This is a genomic window from Desulforhopalus sp. (genome assembly GCA_030247675.1).
Classification (GTDB): Bacteria; Desulfobacterota; Desulfobulbia; order Desulfobulbales; family Desulfocapsaceae; genus Desulforhopalus_A.
Window position 1 is genome coordinate 310,067 of sequence record JAOTRX010000003.1, and the last position, 18,254, is coordinate 328,320.

An 18,254-nucleotide genomic window follows, 5' to 3' on the forward strand; every position below is an offset into this window, starting at 1 on the left:
AAGTGGTTATACGAACCAAAATCGTGTTTTCATCATTTTGTGGTGATATACGCACCACATGATAGCTTGTCCTGTAATCGCAACTTATCAGCAAATGCTGTCATTTTAATCCGTTCTTTTCACGACCAAATATCCCCGCAATCACAGCACTGCTGGTAACTCCGGGGAACCTTCTTGATTTCCTCTACCTCAGCCCCGCCATAATCTTCTCTAGTGCCGCATTCCCCGGGCAAAGATCCGCCTCCGTCAGGGTATTCAGCGGCCGCAGCGTTGAATTGAGGATTTCATGGGTGTCCATGATGTCCTGGTTAACGTAGAGCAGGCCGGTGAGCAGGCGTCCTTTGGCCTTATGCTCCTCAAGATTATCGACCGCCTTGCGTCTGTTGGTGACATCGAGGCCGGCGTCGCCTTTATGGAGATGGAGGACGCTGCCGTCGTGCATGAGCACCTCCTGGCTGGTGCCCTCGGCGTACTGGGTGAGGATTTCCTGTTGCAGCGGCACGAAGTCAAAGGTTCCCGTCGATTCGATATGCTCGCGGACGTATTCGTAGCTCTTGGTCGAGGTGGCGGTGTTGTTAAAGGTCACGCAGGGCGAGATGACATCGATAAAGGCCAGACCACTGTGGGCGAAGGCGCCCTTGATCAGCGGCACCAGCTGCTGCTTGTCGCCGGAGAAGCCGCGGGCGACGTAGGAGGCGCCAAGCTCAATGGCCAGCTCGCAGAGGTCGATGGCCGAGTAGGGGTTGGGGGCGCCTTTTTTGCTCGCCGAGCCGCGGTCGGCGGTGGCTGAGTCCTGGCCCTTGGTAAGACCGTAGCAGCCGTTATTCATGCAGATATAGTTGAGGTTCAGGTTGCGCCTGAGGGCGTGGGCAAACTGGCCCATGCCGATGGAGGCGGTGTCGCCGTCGCCGGAGATGCCGATGTACAGCAGGTCGCGGTTGGCCATGTTGGCTCCGGTGGCAATCGACGGCATGCGGCCGTGCACCGAATTAAAGCCGTGCGACCGGCCGAGGAAATAAGCCGGGGTCTTCGACGAGCAGCCGATGCCGGACAGCTTGGCGACCCGGTGCGGTTCGATGGCCATTTCAAAACAGGCCTGGATGATGGCGTTGGTGGCCGAGTCGTGGCCGCAGCCGGCGCACAGGGTGGAAGCGGCTCCTTCGTAATCCTTGCGGGTGTAGCCCGCGGAATTCTGGGCGGCCTTGGGGTGGCGGAAAATCGGGCGCTCGGTGCTCATGCTTTACCTCCATCTTTGCTGACGGGTTCCTGTTGTTGGCTAAGAAGGGACTGAATTTGTCCGGCGATGCAGCTGGCGGTGATCGGCAGGCCGTCAAAATTCAAGACCGACAGCAGTTTCTGCGGCGTGAAATCGCCCTCGCTGATCAAGAGGGTGCGCAGCTGGCCGTCGCGGTTCTGTTCGATGACGAAAACCTGCTCGTGACCATGGATGAAGGCAAGTACCTCATCAGTCAGAGGAAAGGCGCGCAGCCTGAGGGAGTTGATCGCTATGCCCTGGTCGCCGAGGCTGTGGATTGCCTCGTAGGCGGCGTCGGTGGTGGTGCCGAAAAAGATGGCGCCGAGGCGGCTTTCCGGGTGGCGCGTCCGGATCCGCGGGCCTGGCACCAAACCGCGGGCGGTCTGCCATTTAACGAGCAGGCGCTCCATGTTCGCCTGATAGATCGGGCTTTCTTCGGTATAGCCCGAATACTCGTTGTGCGAGGTGCCGCGGGTGAAGTAGGCGCCCTTGGTGGGGTGGGCTCCGGGATAGGTGCGGTAGCAGATGCCGTCACCGTCGACATCAAGGTAGCGGCCCCATTTTTCCTGGCGGGCGTCGAGGTCTTCGGCGGTCAGCACCTTGCCGCGGTCATAGCGGCGGGCATCGTCCCAATGCAAGGGCGGGCTGATGTGGTCGTTCATCCCCAGGTCAAGGTCGCTCATGACGATCACCGGGGTCTGCAGCCGCTCGGCGAGATCGAAGGCGTCCGCCGCGAAATCAAAGCATTCCTTTGGGTTACAGGGGAAGAGCAGGACGTGCTTGGTGTCGCCGTGCGAGGCGTAGGCAGAGGCAAGAAGGTCCGACTGCTGGGTGCGGGTGGGCATGCCAGTGCTCGGGCCGGTGCGCTGCACATCGCAGATTACCGCCGGGATCTCGGCAAAGTAGGCAAGGCCGAGCAGCTCGGCCATCAGCGAAATGCCCGGCCCAGAGGTGGCGGTAAAGGCCCGCGCGCCGTTCCATGAGGCGCCGATAACGATGCCAAGGGCGGCCAGTTCGTCTTCCGCCTGGAGGATCGCCACCTTGCGTCTGCCGGTGTCGGCCTCCATCCGGAACATCTTGGTGTACTTTTCAAAGGCCTCGACGACGGAGGTGGAAGGGGTGATCGGGTACCAGCCGGCAACCGTCGCCCCGGCATAGACGGCGCCGAGGCCAAAGGCCGAATTGCCGTCCATGAGGATGGAGTCGCCCAGCCGGTCGGTCTTCTGCACGCGCAGCTTGCAGACCTCCGGGTGATGTTCGCGGGCGTAGGCATGGCCGATCTCCAGGGCCTTGATGTTCGGCTCGGCAAGCTTCGGGTTCTTTTTATACTGCTGCTGCACGGCGTCGGTGAGGACGGTGAAATCGAGGTCGATCAGGTAGGCAAGCGAACCGACGTAGATGATGTTTTTCAGCAGCTGCCGCAGTTTCGGGTTCTGGAAGGCGGTGTTGCAGAGATCGGTGAGCGGGATGGGGATAAGGGTGATGTCGGTGCGGTCAAAGTCGGCGGAAAGTTCCCGGGTCGAGTCGTAGAGGAAATAGCCGCCGGCGGCGAGTTCCCGGTAGTCGCGGACGAGGGTCTGGCCGTTGACGGCGACGACGAAATCAAAGCCGCCCCGTCTGGCAAGATAGCCCTTGTCGCTCACCCGCACCTCATACCAGGTCGGCAAGCCTTGGATATTTGATGGAAAGATGTTTTTCGGGCTGACCGGAACGCCGAGCCGGAAGATGGCCTTGGCAAAGAGGTTGTTGGCGCTTGCAGAACCCGAGCCGTTGACGTTGGCAAAGCGGACGACGAAGTCGTTGGTGCGTTCGATTTTCATTTCTTCCCTGCCAGTGGAGAATTATAGGTGAATTTCATCATTTCCCAGGACGCGGTCGGGCAGCGCTCGGCGCAGAGGCCGCAGTGCAGACAGACATTTTCGTCCTTGACCATGACCCGGCCGGTGGGCAGGATCTGGGAGACATACAGCGCCTGCGTGGTGTTGTCGGCCGGGACGAGGAGCCTTGTGCGCAGTTCCTCTTCCTCGCCGTTGTCGATGAAGGTGATACAGGATTCCGGGCAGACATCGACGCAGGAATCGCATTCGATGCAGGTGGAGAATTCAAATACCGTCTGCACGTCGCAATTCAGGCAGCGTGAGGCCTCGTGGTGGCCGGTCTGCTTACTGAAGCCGAGTTCGACCTCAAGCAGCCGGTCGCGCAGCGATTTGGCCCGGTCGACGGTCGGCACCGCATGGCGGCGGTCCGCCGAGACCCGGCTGTCGTAGAGCCAGTCCTGCAGACCCATCTTCTGGCTGACTAAGTTTACCGTCGGCCCCGGTCGGTCGTGGAGGTCCTTGCCCTGGCAGAACAGGTCGATGGAGATCGCCGCCTGGTGGCCGTGGGCGACGGCGCTGATGACGTTTTTCGGCCCAAAGGCGGCGTCGCCGCCGAAGAAGATATGCGGTATGGATGATTGGTGGGTTGCCGGGTCGAGTTCCGGCAGGCTCTGGGCGGTCATTTTGATCCCCAGTTCGTCTTCAATGAAGGGGAAGGCGTTGGTCTGGCCGACCGCCAGGAGTACCTGGTCGCAGGCCATGAAGACCGGCGGTTGGCCATCCGGTACCAGGCGGGTCGTGCCGTCTTTCGCCACCTTGGCCATCATCTGCTGAAAATGCATGCCGGCCAGCTTGCCGTCCCGGATGACAAACTCCAGGGGGGCATGGTTGTCGACAATGGCGATGCCTTCCTCCATGGCGTCCTCAACCTCCCAGGGCGAGGCCTTCATCTCCGCCTTCGGGCTGCGCACCACGACGGTCACCTCGTCGGCGCCGAGCCTTTTGGCGGTCCGGCAGCAGTCCATGGCGGTGTTGCCGCCGCCCAGGACCAAAACCTTCGGCCCGCAGACGGTGACATGGCGATAGAGGACCCCGGCCAGCCACTCGATGCCGATGTAAATTGAGCCGCCACCTTCCATGCGCCCCGGCAGGTCAGGCAGGTCGCGGCCGCGCGGCGCGCCGGTGCCGACGAAGATGGCGTCATAGCCCATGTCGACGATCTTTTTCAGGCTGCTGACGTGGTGGTTGAGGAAGGTGTTGACCCCCATGTTGAGGATGCGGTCCACCTCTTCGTTGAGCACCTTTTCCGGCAGCCTGAAGGACGGCACCTGGGTGCGGATAAAGCCACCGGCCTTTGATTGATTGTCATAGAGATCAACTGTATAGCCAAGGGGCAGCAGGTCGCGGGCAACGGTCAGGGATGCCGGTCCCCCGCCGATGAGGGCGACGCGCTTGCCGTTTTTTGTGCTGGGCACTTCGAGGAGCAGCTTGGCGTCGGGGGTCTTATAGTCGGCGGCGACCCGTTTCAGGCGGCAGATGGCCACGGGAGTCTCCTCGACACGCGAGCGCCGGCATGCCGGTTCGCAGGGCCTGTCGCAGATTCGCCCAAGGACCCCGGGAAAGACATTGGAGATCCAGTTGATGGTGAAGGCCTCGTTGTATTTGCCCTGGCTGATCATGCGGATGTATTCGGGCACCGGGGTGTGGGCCGGGCAGGCGTACTGGCAATCGATGACTTTGTGGAAGTATTCGGGATTATTGATATCTGTCGGTTTCAAGGAAGCCTCCTCAGGGTGGACGATATGGCGAAAAGATCACCGAATTGGGACCTGCGGGCAGAGAGTTCACCGCCCGCAGGTCTTGGCGCGGCTATTCCGGCAGCAGGCGAACCGCACCCTTGTCGGCCGAGGCGGCAAACAGGGCGTAGGCCTTCAGGGCGGTGCTGATGGCCCGGTCCCGGTCGGTCGGGGTGAAGGCCTTGGCCCCTTTTGCTTCCTCTTTCTTGCGGCGCTCGGCCAGGATGGCGTCACTGACGGCGACGCCGATCGTTCTCGCCGGGATATCTATGGCGATGGTGTCGCCGTCTTCAATGAGGGCGATGGCCCCGCCGGAAGCGGCCTCCGGTGACACATGGCCGATGGACAGGCCGGAGGTCCCGCCGGAGAAGCGGCCGTCGGTGATCAGGGCGCATTCCTTGCCGAGGTGTACCGATTTCAGGTAGGAGGTCGGGTAGAGCATTTCCTGCATGCCCGGCCCGCCCTTCGGGCCCTCGTAGCGGATAACGATGACGTCACCGGCCTTGATACTGCCGCCAAGAATGGCCTCGCAGGACGCCTCCTGCGACGAGAAGACCCGGGCGGTGCCGGTGAACTTGAAGATCGACGGGTCGACGCCGGCGGTCTTGACGATGCAGCCGTCCTTGGCGATATTGCCAAAGAGGACGGCGAGGCCACCTTCGCGGTTGTAGCAGTGTTCCATGTCGCGGATGCAGCCGGAGGTGCGGTCAAGGTCGAGTTCCGGGTACAGGGTGCTTTGCGAGCCCATGACCAGGTTTTGCCCGGAGGCGCCGGGGGCGCTGCGGTAGAGAGTCTCCGCCTCCTTGCTGTGACCCGGTCTGGCGATGTCCCAGATATCGAGGGTTGCCTTCAGGCTGGCGCTATCGACCCGGCAGACCGTGTTGTCGAGCAGTCCCGCCCGGTCCAGTTCGCCGAGGATGGCCATTATGCCGCCGGCCCGGTTGACGTCCTCGATGTGGTAATTCGATGACGGCGAGACCTTGCAGAGGTTGGGGACCTTCCGGGACAGGGCATCGATATCGGCCATGGTGAAATCGACCCCCGCCTCGTGGGCGATGGCCAGGAGGTGGAGGACGGTATTGGTTGAGCCGCCCATGGCGATATCCAGGGTCATGGCGTTCATGAAGGCGCTGTGACGGGCGATGGAGCGCGGCAGAACCGAGGCATCACCCTTGCCGTACCAGCGCTGAGCCATGTCGACGATGCGCCGCGCCGCGTCCTCAAAGAGCTGTTTGCGGCCGCTGTGGGTGGCGAGCAGGGTGCCGTTGCCGGGCAGGGCCATGCCCAGGGCCTCGTTCAGGCAGTTCATCGAGTTGGCGGTGAACATCCCCGAGCAGGAGCCGCAGGTCGGGCAGGCGCAGCGCTCGATCCTCTCGATATCGCTATCGCTTACCGCCTTGTCGGCGGCCATGACCATGGCATCGACCAGGTCGTAGCGCTTGCTACCGTCGATGCCCGCCTCCATTGGCCCGCCGGAGACGAAGATGGCCGGAATATTGAGGCGCATGGCGGCCATGAGCATGCCGGGGGTGATCTTGTCGCAGTTACTGATGCAGATGATCGCGTCAACGGTATGGGCATTGCACATATATTCGACGCTGTCGGCGATGAGTTCGCGGGACGGCAGGGAATAAAGCATGCCGGAGTGGCCCATGGCGATGCCATCGTCGATGGCGATGGTGTTAAACTCGGCGGCAAAGCAACCGGCCTGGTTGATGATCTTCTTTAAATGCTGGCCGATCTCGTGGAGATGGACGTGGCCCGGGACGAATTGGGTAAAGGAGTTGACGATACCGATTATCGGCTTGCCGAACTGTTCTTCTTTCACCCCGTTGGCCCGCCAGAGACTGCGGGCACCGGCCATTCTCCGGCCTTCTGTGGTTGTTGCGCTGCGCAATGGAATTGCCATGGTATTAGACCCCGCCTATACTGATGATGGATGGATAACGAAAAGAATTGTGTAGAAAAAATGACAAAAAACTTGTAACACTGATACGTGTTTTAAAAAATATTATGTGCGCTTTTTTGGGCGAAAAGTATCTCGTGAAGCTCTTCACCTTATTCATTGGGGCCGGAATCCGCGACCCTTGGTTCTAGCTGAGTAGAGCAGCTTGCCTGATCAAACGAAACCTGCCCTTGCGGTACATGGAGAGCATCTCTCAGGGCAATGGCCGAAGGCGATCAAAAAACCTCGCCGCACCTCCTGGAATCCTCTCCACTTCTCTGCTAATATTGTTGCAATATACTATGAAGACAGACCGTAGCGCGAATTTTTTCGGGGGAACTGTATGAAAAAGACAGAAATCGATTATTGGATTGCCACCATGCTCGAATCGCACCGCAATGTTTCCGACCTGAACCTCACCGTCGGCAAAACCTTGCAGGTAGAATCAGCCGGAGAGCTGGTGCCGGTGGAAATCACCCCCCCGGTGGGCGAACTCACCCCCTTTCAAACCGAGGCCTTCGCCCTCAACCTCATCGGCAATAACCGGCGCTTGCTCAAGGATCTGGTGGAATCCGGTTCCTGTGACTTGTCCTATTCCCTCGGCGATAAGGCTAGGTTCAGGGTGAATATCTTTACCCAGAAGGGATATTTTTCAACGGTTCTCAGAAAGCTTGAAACCCAGGTGCCGACCATTGAACGGATGCAGTTTCCCGACGCCTTTGCCAAGATGGCCCAGGAACGGAACGGCATGGTGTTGTTTACCGGGGCCACCGGTACCGGTAAAACAACCTCCCTTGCCGCCCTGTTAAACAGGATCAACCGGGAACGTTCGGTGCATGTCATCACCCTGGAAGACCCAATCGAGTATATCCATGAACAGGAAAAGGCCACCTTCAGCCAGCGGGAGATGGGTAACGATTTCAGTACCTTTGCCGTGGGGATGCGGGCTGCTCTGCGCCAGGCGCCAAAGGTTATCCTAGTCGGTGAGATGCGCGACCGGGAAACCATGGAAATCGGACTGACCGCCGCCGAAACCGGCCATCTGGTGCTTTCAACCCTACATACCATTGATGCCGGCCAGACGATCAACCGTATTCTCGGCATGTTCGAGCAAGATGAGCAGCCGCAGATTCGCAACCGGCTTGTCGACACCATCCGCTGGATTGTCAGTCAGCGCCTGTTGCCGCGGGTTGGCGGCGGGCGGGTGGCGGCGATTGAGATTCTTCGTACCAGTCTGCGGGTCAAGGATCTCATTCAGAACGGTGAAACTGACGAGAAGACCTTCTATGGCGTTATCAATGAAGGGTCGGCCCTCGATATGCGCACCTTCGATCAGCACATTTTGGAGCTGTACAGCCGGGGCATCATCACCGAAAAGAGTGCTATGACTTATTGCACCCAACGGGCGGAGATGAATCGCGGCCTTGACCGGTTGAAGTCCGAGCGTGGTGAGGCGACCACCAGCCTAACCGATCTTTCCATGGAAGAGGAAGAAGAAGAGAATGCTGGCCGTTTCGGCAGAAGATGAGCGAGAGGCAATGAGAAAACTATGATAGTACTATGCCCGCATTGTGGAAAACAGCTGAAGCTCGGTGAGAAAATCACCGAAAGTGTCCGGTCTCTCGAGCCAGGGCGGCGTATCAAGATTAAATGTGCCCATTGTGCCGTGGCCTTCGGTCTTGATATGAGCATGGACCAGTCCGCTGCCATTGCTAAAGAGCCGGGAAAAGATTCTGCTAAGGTGTCTGATGCTCCCCAAAGGCCATCTGAGCGGCCGCGAGTCAAGCCGCCGGCACCACCAGCCACCGATTGGTTGAAGGATGGCACCTTCGAAGAAAAGGATGTGGTCGAGGACATTCCCAAGGCATTGTTGCTGATGCCCAACCTGCCCGGCCGCGAGCTGGTTGTCAAGGCCGCGACAAGTGTCGGTTACCGGGTGGAAGAGGCGGATTCTCCACAGGAGGCCATCGAGAAGATGCTCTTTGTCAACTATGCGGCGGTCTTTCTTCACAGCCGGTTTGAGCCGGGGAGCGTTGCCACAGGAATTTTCCATAAATATATGCGGTCGATGAATATGACCCGGCGGCGCTACATATTCTACGTGCTCATCGGCAGCGAGTTCTCGACCCTGTACGATCTGCAGGCATTGTCCTCCTCGGCAAACCTGGTGGTCAACGACGCGGAAATTCCCTACATTGGCGTCGCCCTGAAAAAAGCCATCCCCGAATACGAGGAATTGTTCGGGCCATTGATGGAGGAGTTGCGTATTGCCGGGAAAACGTGATTCCCGAACGGTCCTGAGCGGATGAGCAGTGTTTTCCTGCAATCCGCACCTTCCTTGCAGATGCCGCCCGGAATACATGCCCAATAATATCCCCATTATTTTCGGGGCGGCCAGACTGTCTACCTCTCAGGGGGTGAGTCCCGGCACGGTCATTTTCGGAAGGCTGTTTGAGAAGCATGTCCTCAATCGTAATTATTCTTCCTGTTCTATATTGCTGTAATTCCAGCGTAATGTTGTCGAATCCGGATGATCCGGACATGAACAAAGGTGTGAAAAACAATTTATGATGAAGAAATTTTTTCTGGCCGCAGGATCAAAACTGAAGAGGATTGCCCAGGCCGGCAAACGGAAATGCGGCAAACTCCTCGGACGATCGGCGTCAGCCGGAGATGGCAAGGTTGTTGCCCCTGTTGAAGGATCTGAAGGAGTAGGCACTGGCCCGCAAAAGGCAGCCGGGGCAATTGCCCAGGAGCCGGCCGCTGCAGCGGAGGGGCGGAAATACCGGGCTCCAGCCAAGCCAAAGATAAAGGAAGAATGGAGTTTGGACAGTTTTCCGGTGGTACCGGAAGAAGGCAAGAGCCGTTTCCACGATTATTCCATTCCCCTACCGGTCATGCGGGCCGTTGCCGAGCAGAATTTTCAGTACTGCACGGCCATTCAGGCCAAAGCCTTGGAAGATGTCCTGGCCGGCCATGATCTGATCGGCAAGGCCAATACCGGCACCGGCAAGACCGCGGTTTTTCTTATCGCCATTCTCAGCAGGCTGCTTGCCGATACAAGCCGGGGGGCACATAAGGGCGGTGTCCGCGCCCTGGTGCTGGCTCCCACCCGGGAGCTGGTGATGCAGATCGCCAAGGACGGGGCCGGGCTGGCGAAATATTCCGGGATCAATGTCTGCCCGGTCTTTGGCGGCGTTGATTATCAAAAACAACTCGGTCTCCTGCAGAACAAGAAATGCGATGTGGTGGTGGCCACTCCCGGACGCTTGCTTGATTTCATTGGCAAAAACGCCATAGACCTGCGCGACTGCCGGACGCTGGTCCTCGACGAGGCGGATCGGATGCTCGATATGGGCTTTATCCCCGATGTGCGGCGGATTATTGGCCGTCTTCCGGCAAGGGAAGAGCGGCAGACCCTGCTGTTTTCGGCGACGGTTCCCGAAGATGTGCAGCGCCTCGCCTCGCAGTGGTGTGTAAAACCGAAGGTGGTCGAGGCGGAGCCGGAGCAGGTGGCGGTGGAGACCGTCGAGCAGACAATCTACCTGACGACCGCCGAAGAAAAATATGCGGTCTTGTATAACCTCATTATTGATCATCCCGACGACCGGATCATGGTCTTTGCCAACATGAAGAACGAAACCAAGCGACTGGCCAACCGCCTCGAGCGTAACGGCATTGATTGTCTGCTGCTTTCAGGGGATGTCGAACAGGCAAAAAGGGCCTCCCGCCTGGAGATGTTCCGGTCCGGCAAGGTCAAGGTGCTGGTGGCAACCGACGTTGCCGGCAGGGGTATCCATATCGAGGGAATTACCTTCGTGGTGAATTATACCCTGCCCTACGAACCGGAAGACTACGTGCACCGCATCGGCCGGACGGGCAGGGCCGGTGCCAGCGGCAAGGCGGTTAGCTTTGCCTGCGAGGAGGGATCGTTTTATCTGCCGGCCATTGAGGAATTCATCAATCGAAAGTTTGAATGTGTTCTGCCGGAGGAACGCCTTCTTGCACCACCACCCAAGGGTCAGTCCCGGCCTTCTTCAGGCAATACCAGCGCCGCCGCTCCTGCCCCCCGGGACCAGCAACGGAGCGGAAAACGACGCAGGCCGGGAGGGCAGGGCCGCGGACCGCGAAGGGGTGCCAAGGTGTCCTCGTAAAACTCTTAGCCGGCCGGGCCTCTGGCGCCGCCCGGAGGGCTGTTGCGTACGGCTTCATCGACTTCTTCCCGGAGGAAAAAATTAGCCTGTTGAGCAAGAAGCTCTTGTCGTTTCGTTGAAAAGCTGCTATATGTTACTGTTCATATTTGTCCGAGGAGCCCCCCTTTTAATCAGAAAAGCGGGGCCTTGTCTTTTCTTGCTCCGGCGTGGTGCCGGGGCGGCTAACCTTTACCAGATGGCCTTTGGTCGACAGGAAGAGTAAAATCCATGACAGAACAACTCAAACAATCAACCCAGGAAAGCGGTGAAGAACTCAGTTTTGCCGAGCTCTTCGAGATGGAAGAAAACAACAAGGTCGTAGCCGTCGGTGATGTTTCCCGCGGCACAATCATCGGCAGTGTCGATGATTATTTTCTTGTGGATGTTGGCGATAAAGCCGAAAGCTACATTGCCAAGTCGGAATTCCGTCTGGATTCTGGTGACGACATCAAAATTGGTGATGTCTTCGATGTATTTATTGAGCGCCGCAAGGAAGAAGGCGGTCTCCTCCTGTCGAGAGAAAAAGCTATAGCCATCAAGGTCTGGGAAAAAATCGCCGAGATTCAAGAGGCCGAGGGAACAATCTCCGGCAAGATCGAAAGCCGTGTTAAGGGTGGTATGTCCGTCGATATCGGCGTGCCTGCCTTCCTGCCCTATTCGCAGATCGATCTGCGTCCGGTCAAGGACCTCGATGCCCTCATCGGCGAATCCATGGATTTCAAGATTCTCAAATTCAATAAGAAACGCAATAACGTCGTTATCTCCCGCCGGGCTATCCTTGAGGAAGAGCGCAATAAACTCCGTGAGGAGATGCGTTCCAAACTGGCCGAAGGGCAGATCATCAAAGGCGCAATCACCAATATTACCGATTACGGTTTGTTCATCGATATGGGCGGTATGGACGGTCTCTGTCATATCACCGACCTTTCCTGGGGCCGTGTTTCCCATCCGGCAAAACTGTACCGGGTCGGCGAAGAGCTTGAGGTGAAGGTTCTCAAATATGACCGTGAGCATGACCGCGTTTCCCTCGGCGTCAAGCAGCTGCGCGAAGATCCGTGGTCGAGTGTCATTACCCGCTACCCGGTTGGCCAGACCACCAAGGGCAAGGTCGTGTCCATCACCGATTACGGCGTCTTTGTCGAGCTGGAGGAAGGCGTTGAGGGCCTCATCCATGTTTCCGAGATGACCTGGTCGAAGAAACCGCGCCATCCCTCCAAGATGGTCTCCGTCGGCGACGAGGTCGAGGTCATGGTCCTCAATATCGAGACCGAGACCAAGCGCATCTCCCTCGGCATGAAGCAGCTCCAGCCCAATCCCTGGGATCTGGTCACCGAGAACTATCCGGTGGGCTCGGTTATCGAGGGCAAGATCAAAAATATCACCGATTTCGGTGTCTTTATCGGCATTGAAGAGGGGATTGACGGTCTGATCCACGTCTCCGACCTGTCCTGGACCGAGCGCATCAAGCATCCTTCCGAGAAATACACCAAGGGTGAGACCATTCAGGCGGTTGTCCTGAAGATCGACAAGGAAAACGAGCGCTTCTCCCTGGGTATCAAGCAATTGGTTCCCGATCCGTGGCAGGCGGCCTACAATAACTATCCCTCCGGCACCGTGGTCGAGGGTGAGATCACCAATGTCACCGATTTCGGCGTTTTCGTGAAGCTGGAAGAGGGCATTGAAGGACTCGTCCATGTCTCCGAACTGAGCAAAGACAAGGTCAAGACCCCGGTCGGCATGTATCAGGTCGGCGATATCCTCAAGGCCATCGTCATCAATGTCTCCGCCAAGGACCGGAAAATCGGTCTGTCGGTCAAGACCCTTGAGGGCGAGGATGAGGGTGCTGCTGTCGAGAAGTTCAAAAAGGCCGAGAAGGCTGCGGCCGAGAGTGGGCCATCAACCTTTGGCGACCTGCTGAAGGCAGCCGCGGAAGGCAACGACTCCTCAGACAACAACTAAGCCGCCGATTTAAAACGGTGCGTGGCATGCAGTGAGAAGGTTGTCTTGCCGGGGCTTACCGGTGGGACAACCTTTTTTTATACCAGAGGCATAAGTTTCGCGTATAAGCAGGCAAGCTGGGTAACTCAGCTTTATAGGTTTTATAGATAATAGGTTGCCCCATATTGGGGTTTATTTCTGAACATCTTCAATATTCGTTAGCCGGTATGCTGAAAAAAGATTTAGTAGATAAGGTAAGTAGTGAACTTTCCATTCAAAAGCAGGACGTTGGTCTGGCTGTAGACATCATGCTGGAGACCATGGCCAAGGCCCTCATTGAGGAAAGACGTATTGAATTACGGGGATTCGGCAGTTTTTCGGTGCGCAGCAGGAAGCCCCGTTCCACGAAAAATCCTCGGACTGGTAAGGTTATGGATATTCCCGACCGGAAGACCCTGCACTTTACCATGAGCAAATCTCTCAAGGAGTCGCTGATCAGCGATAAGGAGTAACGTCGCCTTGACCGACGCGCAGTATCTCGGGGGTATCGTGAGTGAGGTCGATGACCGATGACGGGTTTGGAAAGATCGGTCCACTGTCGATGATTAGATCGATTCGGTTGCCCAGGTACTCCTCGATCTGAAAGGGTTCGGCGGGAGCCTCACCGTCATCGAGCTGGGCGCTGGTGTTGACAATGGGATTGCCCAGGGTGGCGATAAGCAGCCTGCAAACGGGATGCGCCGACACCCTGATTCCGACCGTCTTCTGCTTGCTGGCCATGACCTTCGGTACCAGTTTGGTCCCCGGCAGGACAAAGGTGTACGGGCCGGGGAGGCTCTTCTTCATCAGCCGGTAGGCGGTGTTGGAGACGTGGGCATAATGGCTAATGTCGGTCAGGTCGGAACACATGAAGGAAAACGGTTTATCCTTCGGCCGTCTTTTGAGCTGCATGATCAGTTTGATCGCCTTCTGATTCTGAAGGTCGCAGCCGATTCCATAGCCGGTATCGGTCGGGTAACAGATCACCGCACCGCCTTTCAGCAACTTGACAACCTGTTCGATCAGGCGGAGTTGAGGGTTTATCGGGTTGATTTCCAAAAGCATTTTCTTTCGTTTCCTTTTCTGCCCTGAGTATCTGGTGAGTCCACTGCCGTATCCGCGATCTTTGTGATGAGCGGGTTTTTGCCATCATAAAAAAAATGAGATTTTTTATAAAGATGCTTTACTATTACTCATTAAAAAAAGTTAAGGCATAATAGCAATTATGGAAGATGTGGGGATGATGATGCCACCGCCACGGATGAAAACAACCGGTGGCGGGCTCTCCCTCCGTCTTCCCTGCCAGAAGCCCTGATAAGGAGGGAACATGTTACCAGATCAGATAGAACTCGCTCTTACTTTTGATGATTTATTACTCGTGCCCGCCGCCTCCGAGGTCCTTCCCAGTGAAGTGAACCTCGGCACACGATTGACCGACACTATCAAGCTCAATACACCCCTGGTCAGCTCGGCCATGGATACCGTCACTGAACACCGCACCGCCATCGCCATGGCGAGAGAGGGCGGGATCGGCATCATTCATAAGAATATGAGCGTTGAGCAGCAGGCCCTGGAGGTCGAACGGGTGAAAAAATCGGAATCGGGGATGATCATCGACCCGATCACCGTTACCCAGGACCAATCGGTTGCCGAGGTGCAGGAGATCATGAGCACCTATAAGATCTCCGGACTGCCGGTGCTGCATCACGGCAAGCTGGTCGGCATCGTCACCAACCGCGACCTGCGCTTTGTCTCCGACGACGGGTTGCGGGTCGCCGATGTCATGACCTCGAAAAACCTGGTGACCGCCAAGGTGGGCATCGACCTCGCCCATTCCAAGGCACTCCTGCATGAGCACCGCATCGAAAAACTGCTGGTAGTTGATGACAACGGCGCCCTGAAGGGCCTGATCACCATCAAGGATCTGGAGAAAATCAAGAAATATCCCTTTGCTGCCAAAGATCAATTTGGTCGTCTCCTCGTTGGAGCGGCGCTGGGGGTGGGCGAGGGCATTGAGACGCACGCCGAGCGACTGATCAAGGCCGGGGTCGACGTCGTCGTTGTCGACTCCGCCCATGGCCACTCGAAAGGCGTTATCTCGGCGGTGGCCAGGCTCAAGAAGGCCTTTCCGGAGCTGTCGATTATCGCCGGCAACGTCGCCACTGGTGAAGGCGCCGAGGACCTGATCAAGGCCGGTGCCAATGCCATCAAGGTCGGAATCGGCCCGGGATCGATCTGCACCACGCGCATCGTTGCCGGAATCGGCGTGCCGCAGATGACCGCCCTGAAGAACTGCGTCGCCATCGGCAATAAATATAACGTGCCGATCATTGCCGATGGCGGCATCAAACACTCCGGCGACCTTACCAAGGCCATCGGCGCTGGCGCCAGCACGGTCATGATCGGCAGCCTCTTTGCCGGTACCGATGAGACCCCCGGCGACACCTTCCTCTACCAGGGCCGGACCTACAAAGGCTACCGGGGGATGGGTTCTCTTGGCGCAATGTGCCAGAATCATGGATCCTCCGACCGCTATTTCCAGGCGGAGGTCAGCGCCTCCTCAAAACTGGTCCCTGAGGGCATTGAGGGCAAGGTTCCTTACCGGGGCTTGATTGCCGATGTCCTCTATCAGCTGCTCGGTGGCCTGCGCTCAGGGATGGGCTATGTCGGTGCGGCAACGATTCAGGACCTGCAGCAAAAGGCCAAGTTTGTGCGTATTTCCGCGGCCGGGCTGCGCGAGTCCCATGTCCACGATGTTATCATCACCAAGGAGGCGCCGAATTACCGGACGGCCTAGCCGCCGCAGCCGGATACTTTGGCATGGGGTTTTAAAAGCACGGGGGCCGGAGCGAATACCCGGTCCAGCAGAACAACGAAAAAGCCATCGAATAGCAACCACCAGGGAGCCCATGGACATCCATAGCGAAAAAATAATCATCCTCGACTTCGGATCGCAGACCACCCAGCTCATCGCCAGGCGGATCAGGGAGCAGAAGGTCTACAGTGAAATTCACCCCTTCTCCATCCCTTTAGACAAGCTGCGGAATCTGAAACCCTCCGGCATCATCCTCTCCGGCGGGCCGTGCTCGGTGTACGATGACGACGCCCCCCATTCCGATCCGGGCCTCTTTGCCCTTGGGGTTCCCATCCTCGGCATCTGCTATGGGGCGCAGCTGATGCTGCAGCAGTTGGGGGGGAAGGTCGAAAAGGCCCCGAAACGCGAGTTCGGCAAAGCTGAGCTGAGTGTCCAGCACACCGCCGGACTCTTTGCCGGCCTGGAAACCGACGATTTTAAACACCAGGTGTGGATGAGTCATGGTGACCGGGTCGAGGTCATTCCCGCTGATTTCATGGCCACCGCGGTCAGTGACAACTCCCCGTACGCCGCTCTCCGCCACAAGGAGAAGCCCTTTTTCGCCGTACAATTTCATCCCGAGGTGGCCCATACCCTTATCGGTGTCGATGTCCTGCGCAACTTCATCTTCGGCATCTGCAACTGCCGGCCGGAATGGACGATGCACTCCTTCATCGAGCAGAATGTCCAGGCCATCCGCGAAAAGGTCGGCGACGACAATGTGCTCTGCGCCCTGTCCGGCGGTGTCGACAGTTCGGTGGTGGCGGCGATCATTCACCGGGCGATTGGTGACCAGCTGACCTGTATCTATGTCAACAACGGCCTGATGCGTACCGGCGAGACCCAGTCGATTCTTCGTTTCTTTAAAGAAAAGAGCAAATTGCGGGTCATCGATGTCGATGCCACCGAATATTTTCTCGGCGAACTGGATGGGGTCAAGGACCCGGAGGTCAAACGCAAGCGAATCGGTCTCGGCTTTATCAAGATCTTCGAGGAAGAGGCCCATAAGATTGGCAAGGTCAAATTTCTTGCCCAGGGCACGCTGTACCCGGATGTTATTGAGTCGGTGAGTTTTCGCGGCGAGGCGCCGATCAAGTCGCACCATAATGTCGGTGGCCTGCCGGAGATCATGAAGCTCGACCTGATCGAGCCACTGCGTGAACTGTTCAAGGACGAGGTCCGTGAGCTGGGTCTTGAACTCGGGTTGCCGGAGGAGGCAATCTACCGCCAGCCCTTCCCCGGGCCGGGTCTTGGCATCAGGATCATGGGCGAGGTCACCCGCGAACGCCTGCGTATTCTCCGCCAGGCGGATGTCATTGTCCTGGAAGAGATGCGCAAGGCCGGCTGGTATCGCAAGGTCTGGCAGTCCTTTGCCGTCCTCCTGCCCATCCAGACGGTGGGAGTTATGGGCGATGGCCGTACCTACGAGCATGTTATCGCCATCCGCGCCGTTGATTCCCGTGATGCCATGACCGCCGATTGGAGCAAACTCCCCTACGAGATCCTTGGCGAAATCTCCAGCCGCATCATCAACGAGGTGCGCGGGGTGAACCGGGTGGTGTATGACATAAGTTCAAAACCACCGGCGACCATCGAATGGGAATAAGCGATTCTTCCACGAAGGGGGGCGGAGCATGCTCAAGACCGGAATTTATGTAGACGCTGAAAACATTAGGATGTGCGGCGGCTACGGAATGCGCTACGACGTCCTGGCGGAACTGGCAGGAGCCGGCGATTCCATTCTGCTTCGCGCCAACTCGTATATGGCCGAGGACGGCGAGCGGACCAAGGATGATCAGGAATACCGGCAAAAGCTCTATCGCTACCACGATGTCATTCGCCAGTGCGGCTTCAAGGTCATTAAAAAATTCGTCAAACATTTTGTCGACGACGAGGGGATTCTCACCACCAAGGCCAATGCCGATATGGACCTGGCCATCGACGCCCTCCTCCAGGCGCGCAACCTTGACCGCATCATCCTCCTCAGCGGCGACGGCGACTTTATCCGGCTGGTGTTGGCCCTGCAGAACATGGGTTGCCGGGTGGAGGTCATCGGCTTCAAGTATGTCAGCAACGATCTGCGCGAGGCGGCCGATCAGTTTATCTCCGGCTACCTGATTCCAGGCCTGCTGCCGATCGGGGCCCAGGCTGGCGACAACCGCCAGCGGGGCATTCCCATTAATTACAACCCGGACAGGGGCTTCGGGTTTATGCGCTATTATTCCCTGGGTCGCGAGGGACTGATTCCTCATTCGGTGTTTTTTCATTGCTCCAAGGCGGTTGAGGTCAATGACTCCCTGTTCCTCGATTCGAACAATATCTTTGAATTTACCGTCGTTAAAAACCCGGATAACAACAGCCGTACCGAGGCCTGGGACATTCATCTGCTTGACGGCTAGATGAACGCGTGGAGTGCG

The 18,254-nt window shown here is 57.7% G+C and carries 13 protein-coding genes; 8 read left to right on the forward strand and 5 right to left on the reverse strand.

What is annotated here, in order from left to right; all coding sequences use genetic code 11:
• Positions 1-184: 184 nt before the first annotated feature.
• The 4 genes from OEL83_08660 to ilvD form a co-directional block, all read right to left on the reverse strand.
• Entirely contained in the window at positions 185-1,237 is a 1,053-nt protein-coding gene (locus tag OEL83_08660; GenBank protein ID MDK9707107.1) for a 2-oxoacid:ferredoxin oxidoreductase subunit beta, read from the reverse strand.
• On the reverse strand, positions 1,234-3,075 hold the full coding sequence (locus OEL83_08665; protein ID MDK9707108.1) for a 2-oxoacid:acceptor oxidoreductase subunit alpha: 1,842 nt from the start codon (positions 3,073-3,075) through the stop codon (positions 1,234-1,236). The genes OEL83_08660 and OEL83_08665 overlap by 4 nt, the downstream gene beginning before the upstream one ends.
• Positions 3,072-4,850: an FAD-dependent oxidoreductase gene (locus OEL83_08670; GenBank protein ID MDK9707109.1), complete on the reverse strand. Its 1,779-nt coding sequence runs from the start codon at positions 4,848-4,850 to the stop codon at positions 3,072-3,074. The genes OEL83_08665 and OEL83_08670 overlap by 4 nt, the downstream gene beginning before the upstream one ends.
• Before the next feature lie 91 nt (positions 4,851-4,941).
• A complete protein-coding gene (ilvD, locus tag OEL83_08675) occupies positions 4,942-6,771 on the reverse strand; it encodes a dihydroxy-acid dehydratase (protein ID MDK9707110.1) in 1,830 nt (609 codons plus the stop codon).
• Positions 6,772-7,156: 385 nt separating this feature from the next.
• Here ilvD and OEL83_08680 point away from each other — a divergent pair, with 385 nt between their 5' ends.
• From OEL83_08680 to OEL83_08700, 5 genes are all read left to right on the forward strand, one after another.
• Positions 7,157-8,341, forward strand: coding sequence for a PilT/PilU family type 4a pilus ATPase (locus OEL83_08680; GenBank protein ID MDK9707111.1), 1,185 nt, complete (start codon positions 7,157-7,159; stop codon positions 8,339-8,341).
• Between the two features lie 21 nt (positions 8,342-8,362).
• On the forward strand, positions 8,363-9,097 hold the full coding sequence (locus tag OEL83_08685; protein ID MDK9707112.1) for a zinc-ribbon domain-containing protein: 735 nt from the start codon (positions 8,363-8,365) through the stop codon (positions 9,095-9,097).
• 283 nt (positions 9,098-9,380) lie between these two features.
• Positions 9,381-10,967, forward strand: a complete 1,587-nt coding sequence (locus OEL83_08690; GenBank protein MDK9707113.1) for a DEAD/DEAH box helicase — start codon at positions 9,381-9,383, stop codon at positions 10,965-10,967.
• Between the two features lie 267 nt (positions 10,968-11,234).
• Complete coding sequence (locus tag OEL83_08695; protein MDK9707114.1) at positions 11,235-12,965, forward strand: 30S ribosomal protein S1; 1,731 nt, start codon at positions 11,235-11,237, stop codon at positions 12,963-12,965.
• A 206-nt stretch (positions 12,966-13,171) separates the two neighbouring features.
• Positions 13,172-13,456 carry an integration host factor subunit beta gene (locus OEL83_08700; GenBank protein ID MDK9707115.1) on the forward strand — a complete coding sequence of 95 codons (285 nt, stop codon included), beginning with the start codon at positions 13,172-13,174 and terminating at the stop codon, positions 13,454-13,456.
• Here OEL83_08700 and OEL83_08705 read toward each other — a convergent pair.
• Positions 13,440-14,048, reverse strand: coding sequence for an L-threonylcarbamoyladenylate synthase (locus OEL83_08705; protein MDK9707116.1), 609 nt, complete (start codon positions 14,046-14,048; stop codon positions 13,440-13,442). The two genes, OEL83_08700 and OEL83_08705, sit on opposite strands and share 17 nt — an antisense overlap.
• 262 nt (positions 14,049-14,310) lie before the next feature.
• Between OEL83_08705 and guaB the strand changes: the two genes are divergently transcribed.
• From guaB to OEL83_08720, 3 genes are all read left to right on the forward strand, one after another.
• Positions 14,311-15,780, forward strand: coding sequence for an IMP dehydrogenase (gene guaB, locus OEL83_08710; GenBank protein MDK9707117.1), 1,470 nt, complete (start codon positions 14,311-14,313; stop codon positions 15,778-15,780).
• Positions 15,781-15,892: 112 nt separating this feature from the next.
• Positions 15,893-17,443 (forward strand): glutamine-hydrolyzing GMP synthase, encoded by a 1,551-nt coding sequence (gene guaA / locus OEL83_08715; protein ID MDK9707118.1) that lies wholly within the window; start codon positions 15,893-15,895, stop codon positions 17,441-17,443.
• Between the two features lie 28 nt (positions 17,444-17,471).
• Positions 17,472-18,236 (forward strand): NYN domain-containing protein, encoded by a 765-nt coding sequence (locus OEL83_08720; protein MDK9707119.1) that lies wholly within the window; start codon positions 17,472-17,474, stop codon positions 18,234-18,236.
• The last annotated feature ends 18 nt before the right edge of the window (positions 18,237-18,254 follow it).

Coding starts and splice junctions, on each gene's coding strand:
- OEL83_08660 (MDK9707107.1), bottom strand. CDS start 1,237: ATGAGCACCGAGCGCCCGATTTTCCGCCACCCCAAGGCCGCCCAGAAT.
- OEL83_08665 (MDK9707108.1), bottom strand. CDS start 3,075: ATGAAAATCGAACGCACCAACGACTTCGTCGTCCGCTTTGCCAACGTC.
- OEL83_08680 (MDK9707111.1), top strand. CDS start 7,157: ATGAAAAAGACAGAAATCGATTATTGGATTGCCACCATGCTCGAATCG.
- OEL83_08685 (MDK9707112.1), top strand. CDS start 8,363: ATGATAGTACTATGCCCGCATTGTGGAAAACAGCTGAAGCTCGGTGAG.
- OEL83_08690 (MDK9707113.1), top strand. CDS start 9,381: ATGATGAAGAAATTTTTTCTGGCCGCAGGATCAAAACTGAAGAGGATT.
- OEL83_08695 (MDK9707114.1), top strand. CDS start 11,235: ATGACAGAACAACTCAAACAATCAACCCAGGAAAGCGGTGAAGAACTC.
- OEL83_08700 (MDK9707115.1), top strand. CDS start 13,172: ATGCTGAAAAAAGATTTAGTAGATAAGGTAAGTAGTGAACTTTCCATT.
- OEL83_08705 (MDK9707116.1), bottom strand. CDS start 14,048: ATGCTTTTGGAAATCAACCCGATAAACCCTCAACTCCGCCTGATCGAA.
- guaB (MDK9707117.1), top strand. CDS start 14,311: ATGTTACCAGATCAGATAGAACTCGCTCTTACTTTTGATGATTTATTA.
- guaA (MDK9707118.1), top strand. CDS start 15,893: ATGGACATCCATAGCGAAAAAATAATCATCCTCGACTTCGGATCGCAG.
- OEL83_08720 (MDK9707119.1), top strand. CDS start 17,472: ATGCTCAAGACCGGAATTTATGTAGACGCTGAAAACATTAGGATGTGC.